This is a genomic window from Cognataquiflexum aquatile, from assembly GCF_003316845.1.
Taxonomy (GTDB): Bacteria; Bacteroidota; Bacteroidia; order Cytophagales; family Cyclobacteriaceae; genus Cognataquiflexum; species Cognataquiflexum aquatile.
On sequence record NZ_QMIK01000008.1, the window covers coordinates 73,249 to 86,500 of the forward strand.

The 13,252-nt window shown below is 41.8% G+C and carries 12 protein-coding genes; 7 read left to right on the plus strand and 5 right to left on the minus strand.

The window, feature by feature from the left end; genetic code table 11:
• Nucleotides 1-18: 18 nt before the first annotated feature.
• On the minus strand, nt 19-366 hold the full coding sequence (gene rsfS, locus DQW11_RS19845; RefSeq protein ID WP_113925989.1) for a ribosome silencing factor: 348 nt from the start codon (nt 364-366) through the stop codon (nt 19-21).
• A gap of 90 nt (nt 367-456) precedes the next feature.
• On the opposite strand from rsfS, the gene DQW11_RS19850 reads away from it, so the two are divergent.
• Together DQW11_RS19850 and ahcY are read left to right on the plus strand one after the other, a co-directional pair.
• Nucleotides 457-1,212, plus strand: a complete 756-nt coding sequence (locus tag DQW11_RS19850) for a biotin--[acetyl-CoA-carboxylase] ligase (RefSeq protein ID WP_113925864.1) — start codon at nt 457-459, stop codon at nt 1,210-1,212.
• Between the two features lie 80 nt (nt 1,213-1,292).
• Nucleotides 1,293-2,612 (plus strand): adenosylhomocysteinase, encoded by a 1,320-nt coding sequence (gene ahcY, locus DQW11_RS19855; RefSeq protein ID WP_113925865.1) that lies wholly within the window; start codon nt 1,293-1,295, stop codon nt 2,610-2,612.
• A 99-nt stretch (nt 2,613-2,711) separates the two neighbouring features.
• On the opposite strand, the gene DQW11_RS19860 is transcribed toward ahcY, so the two are convergent.
• Nucleotides 2,712-3,530, minus strand: a complete 819-nt coding sequence (locus DQW11_RS19860) for a hypothetical protein (protein WP_113925866.1) — start codon at nt 3,528-3,530, stop codon at nt 2,712-2,714.
• Between the two features lie 127 nt (nt 3,531-3,657).
• On the opposite strand from DQW11_RS19860, the gene DQW11_RS19865 reads away from it, so the two are divergent.
• Entirely contained in the window at nt 3,658-4,530 is an 873-nt protein-coding gene (locus DQW11_RS19865) for an SDR family oxidoreductase (protein ID WP_113925867.1), read from the plus strand.
• A gap of 99 nt (nt 4,531-4,629) precedes the next feature.
• Here the strand turns inward: DQW11_RS19865 and DQW11_RS19870 are convergent, their stop codons facing one another.
• From DQW11_RS19870 to DQW11_RS19880, 3 genes are all read right to left on the minus strand, one after another.
• Nucleotides 4,630-5,154, minus strand: a complete 525-nt coding sequence (locus tag DQW11_RS19870) for a hypothetical protein (protein ID WP_113925868.1) — start codon at nt 5,152-5,154, stop codon at nt 4,630-4,632.
• Nucleotides 5,155-5,236: 82 nt separating this feature from the next.
• Nucleotides 5,237-6,190, minus strand: a complete 954-nt coding sequence (locus DQW11_RS19875) for a sodium-dependent bicarbonate transport family permease (RefSeq protein ID WP_113925869.1) — start codon at nt 6,188-6,190, stop codon at nt 5,237-5,239.
• Nucleotides 6,187-6,675 (minus strand): hypothetical protein, encoded by a 489-nt coding sequence (locus tag DQW11_RS19880; RefSeq protein ID WP_113925870.1) that lies wholly within the window; start codon nt 6,673-6,675, stop codon nt 6,187-6,189. The genes DQW11_RS19875 and DQW11_RS19880 overlap by 4 nt, the downstream gene beginning before the upstream one ends.
• A gap of 95 nt (nt 6,676-6,770) precedes the next feature.
• On the opposite strand from DQW11_RS19880, the gene DQW11_RS19885 reads away from it, so the two are divergent.
• The 4 genes from DQW11_RS19885 (at nt 6,771) to DQW11_RS19905 (ending at nt 12,975) form a co-directional block, all read left to right on the plus strand.
• Nucleotides 6,771-7,685, plus strand: coding sequence for a LysR family transcriptional regulator (locus tag DQW11_RS19885; RefSeq protein ID WP_113925871.1), 915 nt, complete (start codon nt 6,771-6,773; stop codon nt 7,683-7,685).
• 208 nt (nt 7,686-7,893) lie between these two features.
• On the plus strand, nt 7,894-8,277 hold the full coding sequence (locus DQW11_RS19890; RefSeq protein WP_113925872.1) for an HYC_CC_PP family protein: 384 nt from the start codon (nt 7,894-7,896) through the stop codon (nt 8,275-8,277).
• 215 nt (nt 8,278-8,492) lie between these two features.
• Entirely contained in the window at nt 8,493-12,365 is a 3,873-nt protein-coding gene (locus DQW11_RS19900) for an efflux RND transporter permease subunit (protein WP_113925874.1), read from the plus strand.
• Nucleotides 12,366-12,570: 205 nt separating this feature from the next.
• A complete protein-coding gene (locus tag DQW11_RS19905) occupies nt 12,571-12,975 on the plus strand; it encodes a four helix bundle protein (RefSeq protein WP_113925875.1) in 405 nt (134 codons plus the stop codon).
• Nucleotides 12,976-13,252 lie beyond the last annotated feature (277 nt).

Consider the following 13,252-nt stretch of genomic DNA (forward strand, 5'->3'; position numbering starts at 1 on the left):
TTAAGGTTCAAACTACTCTCAAGAATCTATTCTTTTGACTTTGGCATCTCCCCACAATTCTTCCAGACCGTAGAATTCTCTTTGTTCTTTGAGAAATATATGAGCCACTACATTGACATAATCCATCAATATCCACTGTTTATTTTGTCTTCCCTCATTCCTCCAAGGTTTTTCTTTGAAATTTTGGGTGACTTCTTCCACTGAGTCGGAAATTGCTTCGATTTGTGTATCAGAGTTCCCTGAGCAGACAACAAAAAAATCAGTGAAAGCATTCTTTACACCTCTTAAATCCATCACTACAATATTGGAAGCCTTTTTTTCCTGCATTCCCTTTACGATTATTTTGCTCAGCGCTTCTGCTGTCATCATTTATTTAAAGTAATTTTGCAAATAAAATTTTCTAAAGGTGAAGAGCCAACAAATTTCTTCATTGCTTTCCAAATTAGCTAATTTGAGATGTATAAAATCCTTGCCAATACCGTATTTCTTGGTAAAGATGTGATTTACCTGACAGAGTGTCACTCAACCAATGATGAAGCCCTTGAAAGATTACGCAGGCGGGAAATAGCGGAGGGCAGTATCGTCATTACTGACCACCAAACCAAGGGAAGGGGACAGAGAGGCAGTACATGGCAATCTGATAGTGGACAGAATCTCACCTTCTCACTTTTGCTCCAACCTAATTTCCTCGCGCCTTCCGAACAATTTTTCCTCAATATGATTATCAGTTTGGCAGTGGTTGAGTTGCTTTCTGACTATGCCGCTGATCTGAAAATCAAGTGGCCAAATGACATTGTCCATCAGACTGATGGAAAATTAGGAGGGATTTTGATTGAAAATATCATCAACCAAAAAGGGATAGAACATGCAGTTGTCGGGGTAGGTTTGAACATCAACCAAACGGAATTCAAATTACCAAGAGTAACTTCGCTTGTGCTGCTCGCAGGTCAACAGCAGGACAGGTGGGAGATTTTCAAGTTGTTGATTGCAAAAATCGAAAAGAGGTACATGTCCTTGAAAAGAGGTGAGTTAAATAAAATCAAGTCAGATTACCTGGCAAATTTATACAGGTTGGGAGAATGGTTTTCCTATGATGACGGCGGAGTATTTGAGGGGAAGATTACCGGAATCGACGAGTACGGGAAATTAGCAATTGAAAAAAGGAATGGGATGGTTTGCTGTTACGGACTGAAAGAAGTCGTTTTCTTGTAGCAGGCAAATTTTATTTTGGGCACAAAAAACCCTAACTTTGCATTTTCAAATTGAAATTCAATTCATTAAATAATCATACTATGTCTGAAATCAAATCAGAAAAATTTGTCCAGTTCAAGGTGAAAGACATTTCCCTTGCAGCTTGGGGAAGAAAAGAAATTAAATTGGCGGAAGCCGAAATGCCCGGCTTGATGGCCATCAGAGAAGAATATGGCCCTTCTCAGCCTTTGAAAGGCGCTAGAATCGCGGGATGTCTGCACATGACTATTCAGACAGCGGTTTTGATCGAGACTTTGACCGCCTTGGGCGCTGAGGTTACTTGGTCTTCCTGCAATATTTTTTCGACCCAGGACCATGCCGCTGCTGCAATCGCCGCAGCGGGGATTTCTGTTTATGCCTGGAAAGGCATGACTGCTGAGGAATTTGATTGGTGCATTGAGCAGACCATTTTCTTCGGCGAAGATAAAAAACCATTGAATATGATCCTGGATGACGGTGGTGACCTTACCAACATGGTATTGGACAACTATCCTGAATTGGTAGCCGGAATCAAAGGACTTTCTGAAGAAACCACCACTGGGGTCCACAGGCTTTATGAAAGAATGAAGAACGGTACCCTTCCCATGCCTGCAATCAATGTCAACGATTCTGTTACCAAGTCCAAGTTTGACAACAAATATGGCTGCAAGGAATCTTTGGTAGATGCTATCAGAAGGGCAACTGACATCATGATGGCAGGAAAAGTCGCTGTAGTAGCAGGTTATGGTGATGTTGGAAAAGGTTCTGCGGCTTCACTGAAAGGTGCCGGAGCAAGGGTGATCGTCACTGAAATCGATCCGATATGTGCTTTGCAGGCTGCAATGGACGGTTTTGCCGTGAAGAAAATGGCAGATGCTGTGAAGGAGGCTGATATCGTAGTCACTGCTACAGGCAATAAGGACATCATTACGAAAGAACATTTTCTTTCAATGAAAGACAAAGCCATTGTTTGTAACATCGGCCACTTTGACAATGAAATCGACATGGCTTGGTTGAACAAAAACTATGGTCATACCAAAGATGTCATCAAACCACAGGTGGATCTTTACACTTTGGAAGGAAAAGAGATCCTCATCCTTGCTGAAGGAAGATTGGTGAACCTTGGCTGTGCAACAGGTCATCCTTCTTTTGTGATGTCCAATTCATTCAGCAATCAGACTTTGGCGCAACTCGAACTTTGGATGAATACAGATCAGTATGAGCCGGGTGTCTATGTATTGCCAAAGCATCTTGACGAAAAAGTAGCAGCTTTGCACTTATCCAAATTGGGTGTGGAACTTGATGTTTTATCCGCAGATCAGGCAGCTTACATCGGTGTAACCGAAAATGGGCCGTTCAAACCTGAATATTATAGGTATTGATTTGTTTCGAAATTTTATAAAAAAGCCTTCAGGAGAGATTCTGAAGGCTTTTTATTTTGCTATCGGAGTAATCATGGGCTAAAAGTCAAAAAAAGAAACTCATTCGGTGAGTCTGAAAACCATCAAACGGCCATCTTCCAAAGTAATGGTGGCAATAGAATTACATTGATTTTCTAAAGTATAGACCATTCTGTGGTTGGTAGCTTGGGTTTCGTTTCTGAATATTTGCCAGTTTTCAGCTCCTTGGGTGGGTAGCAGGAACCCATCCTCGATGCAGTCTACAAAATAATTTTTTGCGGTTGATTGTGTCATTTTGATTGGCCTTCCTGCAATATTTCTCCCTTCCAATCCACCTGTACTTGAAAAACCTGTCAATATTCCATTTTGTATTCCCAATTCGTGGGTAAAATCCCCGTTTATTCGGGAAGAGGAGTTATTTCCATCTATGACAAAAAGATCTTGGAAAGATTCTGTTCTCCTGTTTGGATTGAGCAGACTGTTTACTTTCTTAAAATCCCTGGTTCCTTCGATTTTCATTCCCCTGACAGTATAATCCTCATATTCAACTTTGACGATGGATTCCAATACAGTTTTGGAAATATAGTGTAAATGGATTTTTCCGGATCTTGGCACATAAAGACTGTTGACACATTCTTTCTTCACCGAAAAGGCCAAGGTCACTTTCTTATTGTTTTCGTCAATGGTGACATCAGGACAACCCGGTATCGCAAGGCTCTCCGAAAGACGGAAATAGTCGATGGAATGAAAAGGGAAAATAAGGGATTCTTCGAGAGAAAGAGAGATGTTGAAAATCTCATTTCCCTCAAATTGGAGGTCTGTTTGGATGTCCTTGTCAATATCCCCAAAGCAAGAAGTCATCAGAATCAAAAGGACTAGAAAAAAGCCGGCGTTTTTCATTGGACAGGATTTTTTGCAAAGCTAACTCCATTGTTTTGTTTACAAAATGATGGGAGGAAGAAGGGCGTAGCTCTTTTTTATAGAGGTACAATTCCCTATCTTCAACGGTCATTAATCCCAAAATAATATGTCTTATACAGAAGGAATGCTTAAAGATGGCGCTTTGAAAGGAAAAACCATCCTCGTGACCGGAGGCGGTACAGGCCTTGGAAAATCCATGGGGCTTTATTTTTTGAAACTCGGAGCCAACCTTATTATTACAAGCAGAAAATTGGATGTTCTCCAAAACACTGCCAAAGAAATGGAATCCGCTACTGGCGGAAAAGTCCTGCCACTAGCATGTGATGTGAGAGAAATCGATCAGGTCGAAAAAATGTGGGCTGACGCTGTCGCCCATTTCGGAAAAGTGGATGTTGTGCTCAACAATGCCGCCGGCAATTTCATCAGTCCCACCGAAAGACTTTCTTCCAATGCTTTCAACACTGTCCTTGATATTGTGCTCAAAGGAACTTCCAATGTGACTTTGACAGCGGGAAAATATTGGATCAAAGAAAAGCAGGCCGGAACATTCCTGAATATTGTAACCACCTATGCTTGGACAGGATCGGGATATGTAGTCCCAAGTGCTGCTGCAAAAGCAGGGGTTTTGGCGATGACCCGATCTCTTGCAGTGGAATGGGCAAAATACAAAATCAGATCCAATGCCATTGCACCGGGGCCATTTCCTACAGAAGGAGCTTGGAGTAGGTTGCTTCCGGGAGATTTGGTAAAGAAATTTGACCCTGCCAAAAAAGTACCTGTCGGAAGGGTAGGAGACCATCAGGAGCTTGCCAATATTGCCGCTTATCTCGTTTCGGATTTTTCATCCTATGTCAATGGCGAAGTCATCACCATCGATGGAGGAGAATGGCTGATGGGAGCAGGTGAATTCAATAACTTAGACGCCATCCCCCAAGAATTGTGGGACATGATGGAAGCCTCAAGAGGAAAAAAAGGATGAGCCCCAAAGTGATTTGGGGCTATCTGAAAGCAAAGTGGAAAATTAGGAACATGTAAAAGCAAAAAACACCCTGAATTGGGTGTTTTTTGTTTTATTCAATTACTTATCCTCCCTAAAAACCGGTGCTTTCTTGAAAGGAATCAGCATGGTATTGTCCCAACTTGCCAAAACCTTATTGACATTTCCGTCATCAAGGGAAGTGGTTTCAATGATATACCACCTGGTATTTTTTTCTGTTCCGACGACAATGATATGGCCTTCAGTAATGACCTTGCCTCCGGGAACTTTCGAAACCGTAGTTACAGGCACGATGGCATGGGTTTCCTCACCGGTTTCTGTCAATTGGGTATGTGGTTTACTTTTGAATTCCTGCAACACAAACCCCTTTTTCCTTTGGGTTTCATGGATCAGTTCCAAGGCTTTGATGACGTTTTCCGATCCTCCTGCTTTTTCGACTACGTCAGGATATGTAAATCCCAAAAGTGTCTGGTAATCATCGCACATTTTGGCACTGTAGTAGGCTTTTGCTGCTTCCTGGATGTCAAATTCGATCTGAGCATGGGTTTGGAAACTGAAAAAAAGACATAGTAATAGCGTGCTGCTTTTTTGGATTGATTTTTTCATGAGATAGATAAACTTAGGGTGACAGGCGAAGTTATCTAAAACTAAGAATAGCCCAAACATCTGCAATGATTTTTTTTAATAATTACAGGCAAGCCACCATATAGTACAAAGGAAATCCTAAAGTGATGTTGAATGGAAAAGTAATTGCCAAGGCCATCGGGAGGAAAATTCCCGGATTGGCTTTTGGAACGGCGATTTTCATGGCAGCGGGAACGGCGATGTAAGAGGCAGATGCAGCCAAAATGGCAAACATGAACCTGTCTCCGATTTCAGCGGTAATAAATCCGCTCAGGTAAGCTACCAAACAACCGTTGATCAGGGGAACCAACACCGCAAACACCGCAGTAAATTTTCCTGAGTCAAAAAAGTCCTTTAATTTTTTTCCGCTTGTAATCCCCATATCCAAAAGGAAAATCGACAAGAAACCTTTGAAAATATCGGTGGTGAATGGCTTGATTCCTTCTGCTTCCTTTTCACTTGCCAAAAAACCGATCACAAGACTCCCCAAAATGAGCAAAACAGAACCGTTGGTAAAGGAATGACTCACTACTTTCCGCATTTTCATGGCATTGGTTTCACCAAAGGATTTTACCAAAAGGACGCCTATAATAATAGCAGGCGCTTCCATCAAGGCCATAATCGCAACCATATGTCCGCTAAAAGGCTGTTGTTGGATTTCAAGAAATGATACCGCGGTCACAAATGTCACTGCCGAAACCGACCCGTAAGCAGCCGCAATTGCGCCGGAGTTTTCGATACTCAGTTTCCTTTTCAAAATAAAAAAAGTATAAAGCGGGATCAGACTTGCGGCAGTAATCCCAAATAGGACAGCCCAAACTATACCCATATTGAACTCCGAGTGGGCAAGTTCTTGCCCACCCTTGAATCCAATGGCAAATAATAGGTATAGGGAGATAAATTTGGAGGAATTTTGGGGGATTTCAAGATCACTTTTGACCCTGACTGCGATGATCCCCAAAACAAAAAACAACAATGCGGGATTGGTGAAATTGTCAATCAATAATTGAAGATTCATAACTTCTGAAATGCCATTGTTAGATCAAATTGAATTGATTTTCTTTTCGATATTTGGGAAAGAAGGCCCTGCAAGGCAATTTTGTTTTCTATGATGAGGGAGGATAATCTTGGATGCTGAAGAATCAGGTTGGCTTGATGCTTCATGTGGAATAGTGCAAGTGAAGCGATTTTATTCGGCTCTTGGACGATTTCACTGTGGTTTTCTTTAAATATGGAGGATAAAAATTGATTTTGACCGGATCCAAAAGTAACTTCATCGTCCACAACCGACCTGAGAAACGGGGATTCAATATCATGGACATGAAAGATTTCGGTGATGTCCTCTTGGAGAAGAAGGTGGATCAGAGAGTCAGCATAAGCCATGTTGTGGAAGTCAAAAACAGAACCCAATGCAGTCAAAAAAAATGATTCATTCCCAAACCTTTCTTTTAGATAAATCTCCCCGTGAATCAGCGGGCAGAGTAAAAAGAGTTTTTTTGACATATTTCTTTTTGAATTTTTGAAACCTTTTGCAAAAATCCCGAGTATATATCATATATTTTTATTTATATTTATAATAAAATACATTAAAATAATTTATGCATTATACACTCCACCAATTACAGGTTTTTCTTAAGGTTTCTCAGACCGAAAGCATCACCAAAGCAGCAGAGGAACTCCATCTTACCCAGCCGGCGGTTTCTATTCAGCTCAAGAATTTTCAAGATCAATTTGAAATTCCTTTGACCGAAGTGGTCGGAAGGAAGCTTTATGTGACGGACTTTGGTAAGGAAATAGCCATTGCCGCCGAGCGGATAGTCGATCAGGTCAATGCCATAAATTACAAGACGATGGCATTTAAAGGCCAACTTACAGGGAGATTGAAAATCTCTGTGGTTTCAACCGGAAAATATGTGATGCCGTATTTTCTAGGCGACTTTATCCGAAAAAATCCGGGTATTGAACTCAAACTCGACGTGACCAACAAAGCCATGGTGGTCAACAGTTTGGACGAAAATGAAATTGATTTTGCGCTTGTTTCCATTTTGCCTGAGGCACTTCAGATTGAAACTGTTGAATTGATGGAAAACAAACTGCTTTTGGTTGCTGGAAAAGATTTTGAAATTCCGGGTCCTGCCTCAGGAAAACAGATTTTCGAACATTTAACATTGATTTACAGAGAAGTAGGATCAGGTACACGACTGACGATGGAGCGGTATCTCCGAAGTAACAACGTCCCTGTAACCAAAAAACTCGAACTGACCTCCAATGAAGCTGTCAAACAGGCAGTCATTGCAGGTTTGGGTTGCTCGATCATGCCGCTTATCGGGATCAAAAACGAACTCAAAAACGGCGATTTAAAGATCATACCGGTGGATGGGCTTCCGATCGTGACGAATTGGAATCTCATTTATCTCAAAAATAAAAAATTCTCCCCGGTCGCTGAGTCCTATCTTGAGTATATCAAAGAAGAGAAAAACAGGATTATGAAAGAGAATTTTGATTGGATTTGATTTTCGTGGAGTATGAATTGCTTACCACAATAAGCAAAAAGTATTAAAAATTGCTTACTCCAATAAGCAAAACAGTCATATTGAATTCTCGATTTTCTAAAGTAGAGCCGATAAAAGTGCTCCACTGCTTCCGAGGTATTAATCCTATCAAAAATTTTATAACTTTAAATTGTAAAACCTGATTACCTTTGAACCGTAAATCTCTCCTGTGAAGCAATTTATCAAAATAGCACTCCTTGTTTTCTATGTGTTTTTCAACGCAGGTTTGGGCTATTCCATGCATTTTTGTGGAGATGATTTTCAGTTGATCAATCTTTATGGGGAATCAAAATCCTGCTGCGCATCTCAGGAACCCATGCCTGGATGTTGTGATGATGTATCCAATTTAGAGCTCCCAAATACCGACGAGCAGCAAATAGACATTTTGAATTTTCATCCTGAATTAAATTTACTCTCGGTTATCGAAGTTGGATTTTTTGAATTTATCAGCAGCAAATTCATTGAAGAAACTATTTTAGAATTTGCGGATTCTTCTCCGCCATTTCTCCCAAAAACTCCTATTTTCATTACCAATCAAGTTTTTTTGATCTGATCTCTTTTTGGAGATTTCCTGTTTTGAAACGATTTTTCGTCTGTTTCCAGGTTTTTGACTTCTCCCTTTCCTGCATTTCGATTCCCTTTGAATAAGATAAGTGTTTTCTGAATTGGGTTATTCCTAAAATGTCTTACTAAATTGTTGGCTTTCAGGAACTTCAACCTTTTCTTCAAACCGAATTTCATTACAGCATCCTTTACAAAATAAAGATCATGTTAAACAGTATCATCAAATTCTTTCTTGAAAACAAACTGGTCACGGTGATCCTTTTGGTACTCATAGTCCTTTGGGGAATTGTCGTCGCTCCGTTCAACTGGAATACCGGTTTCCTTCCCAATGACCCTGTTCCTGTGGATGCGATTCCTGATATCGGAGAAAACCAACAGATTGTTTTTACCGAATGGATGGGACGCTCGCCCCAAGATGTGGAGGATCAGATTACATATCCTCTGACCACTTCCCTTTTGGGTATGCCAGGTGTGAAGACTATCCGAAGCACTTCCATGTTTGGGTTTTCTTCTATCTACATCATTTTTGAAGAAGATATCGAATTCTATTGGAGCCGATCAAGGATATTGGAGAAGCTCAACTCCCTGCCTTCAGGATTATTGCCTGAAAGTGTGCAGCCCAAGTTGGGACCGGATGCCACAGGTTTGGGTCAGGTTTATTTTTACACTTTGGAAGGACGGGACGAAAAGGGAAATCCTGTCGGAGGTTGGGATTTGAATGAACTGAGAAGTATTCAGGATTTTTATGTAAAGTATGGACTTGCCGGGACAGCAGGTGTGGCCGAGGTCGCTACCATTGGCGGACATGTCAAAGAATATCAGGTTGACCTGGATCCGGTGGCTTTGAAAGCCCACAATGTCACCATGATGGAAGTGATGAATGCCATCAAGCAATCCAACCTGGATATCGGTGCCAATACCATGGAAATCAACCAAGTGGAGTACATCGTCCGTGGATTGGGATATGTCAAATCCTTGGAAGACATCGAATTGGCGGTAGTGAAGGTAAGCAACAACGTCCCCCTTAGGATCAAGGACATTGCGAAGGTTAACATTGGTCCGGCAAGTAGGGCAGAAAGGGCGATCTTGGATAAAGGCGGCGCTGAAGCAGTAGGGGGTGTGGTTGTGGCCCGATATGGCGATAATCCACTTCAGGTAATCGACGCTGTAAAAGCCAAAATCGAAGAAATCACTCCGGGATTGCCAAGCAAAACCTTGGCCGACGGGACAGTTTCCAAAGTCACCATTGTGCCTTTTTATGACCGTTCAGGTCTGATCAAAGAGACGCTTTATACCCTCAACGAAGCCATTGTCCTGCAGATACTCATCACGATCATTGTGATCATGGTGATGGTTTTCAACCTGAGAGCTTCGCTTCTTATTTCCGCTTTATTGCCTTTGGCGGTATTGATGTGCTTCATTATGATGAAGTATTTTGAGGTGGATGCCAATATCGTAGCGCTATCAGGAATCGCCATTGCGATCGGGACCATGGTCGATCTCGGGATTATCCTGAATGAAAACATTCTCAGACACATCGAAGAATCAGGCGGTCAAAAGACCAAACTTCAGGTCATTTACGAAGCGACCACGGAAGTTGCCTCGGCGATAGTCACAGCGGTGATGACTACCATCGTGAGCTTTTTGCCTGTATTTACCCTGCAGGCGGCTGAAGGAAAGCTCTTTGGGCCATTGGCCTACACCAAGACTTTTGCTTTGGTTGCTTCCTTGATTTTTACCTTGGTATTCATGCCGGCTTTTGCCCATTGGGTTTTTGGCACCAATGTCAAATCCAAGTCATACAAAAACATACTCAATTTTGCCTTGCTTCTGTTGGGCTTTGTCCTGCTCTTTTTCTTTGCTTGGGCGGGATTGGTATTGATTGCCTTTGCCATCAATAACCTTGTTCATTCCTATTTTCCTGAAAAAACACAGCAGGGAAAATACAAAGAATGGGCTTCGATGGCCATTGCAGTGGTGGCAGTTTCCGTTTTGTTGGCGGAAATGTGGCGGCCATTGGGACTAAGTCAGTCCGTTTTTGTCAATTTTATTTTCATCGGGTTGGTGATTGGGCTAAACCTTGGCGGGTTTTCACTTTTCATCCGTTTTTATGCCCCGATTTTGAAATGGTGCCAAGAAAACACGAAAACATTTCTTGTGATACCTGCCTTCATTATTTTCCTTGGGGCCAATATCTGGTTGGGATTTGGGAAGATTTTTGAATTCTCTGCCATTGGATTTGATAAAATCGGATGGAATATCAGGACATCTTCGCTTTGGTCGGGGATGACGCATACTTTTCCGGGGATGGGAAAGGAATTTATGCCGGCTTTGAATGAAGGATCATTTTTGCTCATGCCAACGTCCATGCCCCATTCCGGGGTGGAGGCCAACATGCAGATCGTAAAGCAATTGGATATGTTGGTTCAGGCGATTCCTGAAGTGGAGATGGTTGTCGGCAAAGCAGGGAGGGCCGAAAGTCCGCTTGACCCTGCACCGATGTCGATGTATGAGAATATCATCAACTACAAAACCGAATACCTCCAGGATCAAGATGCCCAAAAATTAAGATTCAAGACCGATAAGGATGGTTTTTTCCAAATAAATGTTGAAGGGAAAGACCATTGGTATGACCGTGTCACGGGCAAAATCTGGGATGAAGATTTCAATTATTTGGAAGAAAATAGAACCAAATCCATTGTCAAGGAAATCCAAAAGCACCTGATCCTGGATGAGAAAAGCGGCCAATATTTCCGCCAGTGGCGGGATCAAATCCAATCGCCAGATGATATATGGGATGAGATTCAACTCAGAACCTCCGGTATTCCCGGCGTTACCTCAGCCCCAAAACTCCAGCCCATCGAAACAAGGTTGGTGATGTTGCAGACCGGAATGCGGGCACCTATGGGCATGAAGGTCTATGGACCTGATTTGGAGACGATAGAGAATTTCAGCTTGGAACTCGAAAAGCTGCTTCAGGAAGTTCCTTCAGTCAAAGCGGAAGCAGTTTTTGCAGACCGGTCATTGGGCAAGCCCTACCTGGAAGTGGACTTGGACAGGGTGGCTTTGGGGAGATATGGACTGAATGTCGCCGATGTGCAGGAGTTTATTGAGGTGGCGATCGGTGGAATGGCCCTAAGTACGACGGTCGAAGGACGGGAGCGCTATGCCATCCGTGCGAGATATGCAAGGGAGTACCGAGATGACCCCGAGGTGTTAAAGAAAATTCCGGTCAATAGCCCTACCGGAGCTCAGATTCCATTGGGTCAAATTGCAGAAATCACCTACCGCCCCGGTCCGATGATGATCAGGGGAGAAAATACCTTTTTGGTAGGCTATGTGATGTTTGACAAAAGGGATGGTTATGCAGAAGTCAATGTGGTCGAAAGTGCCAAAAACCTGCTGGATGAAAAAGTAAGAACCGGTGAGCTTGTGGTTCCTGCCGGGGTTTCATATGTTTTTTCCGGCAGTTATGAAAATCAGATCCGGGCCGAAAAGCGCCTTGCCTTGGTCATTCCGTTGTGTCTTGCAGCCATTTTCCTGATCCTTTATTTCCAGTTTAGGTCGACCATGTTGACGCTGATGGTTTTCTCTGCCATTGCGATGGCTTTTTCCGGAGGATTTATGATGCTGTGGTTATACGGTCAGAATTGGTTTTTTGACTTCAATTTCCTCGGAACCAACATGCGGGACTTGTTCCAAATGGGGACTGTCAATCTCAGTGTGGCGGTATGGGTTGGTTTTATTGCCCTGTTTGGGATTGCAACAGATGACGGAGTAGTGATGGGGACCTACCTTACGCAGAGTTTTGAAAAAATCAATCCAACAACAGTTCCTGAAATCCGAAAGGCAGTATTGGAGGCCGGCTTGAAAAGAGTGAGGCCATGTCTGATGACTACCGCTACGACATTATTGGCCTTGTTGCCTGTATTGACCAGCTCCGGCCGGGGATCCGACATCATGATCCCGATGGCCATTCCGGCATTTGGAGGGATGGCGGTGGCGCTGATTTCACTATTTATAGTTCCGGTTCTATATGGGAAGTATAAGGAAATAAGGTTGAAATATACTTCGTGAAATAGGGTGGAAATATGCTTTGCGAAATAAGCCTTTGGCGAAATAAAGTTGAAATATACTTCGTGAAATATGCCTTTGGCGAAATAAGGTGGATATATGCTTCGCGAAATAGAGTTGAAATATGCCTTTGGCGAAATATACTTCGTGAAATAAAGTAGAAATATGCTTTGCAAAATAAGGTTGAAATATTCTGAATAGATGAAATATGGAAGAAAAGAAAAGTTTTATACCTCTAAAAGATTTGGAGATTTATCAATTGGCTAGGAAACTTTCATCGATTGCTTGGAGGATATATAGCAGACTTTCTTACCAAGAAAAAAAGGTTTGGGGAGATCAGATGCTCGAATCTGTGGATTCGGTTGGAGCCAACATTGCAGAGGGATATGGGCGATTTCATTATTTAGAAAAGGTTCGCTTTTATTTTATATCTAGGGCCTCTTTATCAGAGGGAAAAGACCACTGGCTTGATTTGGGTTTGGAAAGAGGAATAGTTACCTCTGAAGAATGGGATGAAATCTGCATAATCCATAAACCCCTCCAAATCAAATTGAATAATACAATAACAAAATCTTACGAATCAAAGAAAGGAGGTACCAATGAAAGGCTTTAATCATTTTCCATTTAGATATTGTGGTAACGGCTCAGGTTTTACTATTTCAAAATTTTTCAACCCTATATCAATCGTATTTCTATCTATTTCTAATCAAATCAAAAATGTTATTAAAAAAGAAAATGGATTGGTGCTAAAACCTATTTCAACCTTATTTCTATCTATTTCTACCTTATTTCAATCAGTATCCAAATCAAAAAATGATGTAATTATTAGAAAAAATGGTCTGAAGCTAAAACCTATTTTAACCTTATTTCAATTTATTTCTACTTTATTT

Bases quoted from the DNA above. Each gene is read 5' to 3' on its own strand.
- DQW11_RS19905 (WP_113925875.1), top strand. From the start codon at position 12,571: ATGGAAGAAAAGAAAAGTTTTATACCTCTAAAAGATTTGGAGATTTAT.
- DQW11_RS19880 (WP_113925870.1), bottom strand. From the start codon at position 6,675: ATGTCAAAAAAACTCTTTTTACTCTGCCCGCTGATTCACGGGGAGATT.
- DQW11_RS19875 (WP_113925869.1), bottom strand. From the start codon at position 6,190: ATGAATCTTCAATTATTGATTGACAATTTCACCAATCCCGCATTGTTG.
- rsfS (WP_113925989.1), bottom strand. From the start codon at position 366: ATGACAGCAGAAGCGCTGAGCAAAATAATCGTAAAGGGAATGCAGGAA.
- DQW11_RS19860 (WP_113925866.1), bottom strand. From the start codon at position 3,530: ATGAAAAACGCCGGCTTTTTTCTAGTCCTTTTGATTCTGATGACTTCT.
- DQW11_RS19885 (WP_113925871.1), top strand. From the start codon at position 6,771: ATGCATTATACACTCCACCAATTACAGGTTTTTCTTAAGGTTTCTCAG.
- DQW11_RS19870 (WP_113925868.1), bottom strand. From the start codon at position 5,154: ATGAAAAAATCAATCCAAAAAAGCAGCACGCTATTACTATGTCTTTTT.
- DQW11_RS19850 (WP_113925864.1), top strand. From the start codon at position 457: ATGTATAAAATCCTTGCCAATACCGTATTTCTTGGTAAAGATGTGATT.
- ahcY (WP_113925865.1), top strand. From the start codon at position 1,293: ATGTCTGAAATCAAATCAGAAAAATTTGTCCAGTTCAAGGTGAAAGAC.
- DQW11_RS19865 (WP_113925867.1), top strand. From the start codon at position 3,658: ATGTCTTATACAGAAGGAATGCTTAAAGATGGCGCTTTGAAAGGAAAA.
- DQW11_RS19900 (WP_113925874.1), top strand. From the start codon at position 8,493: ATGTTAAACAGTATCATCAAATTCTTTCTTGAAAACAAACTGGTCACG.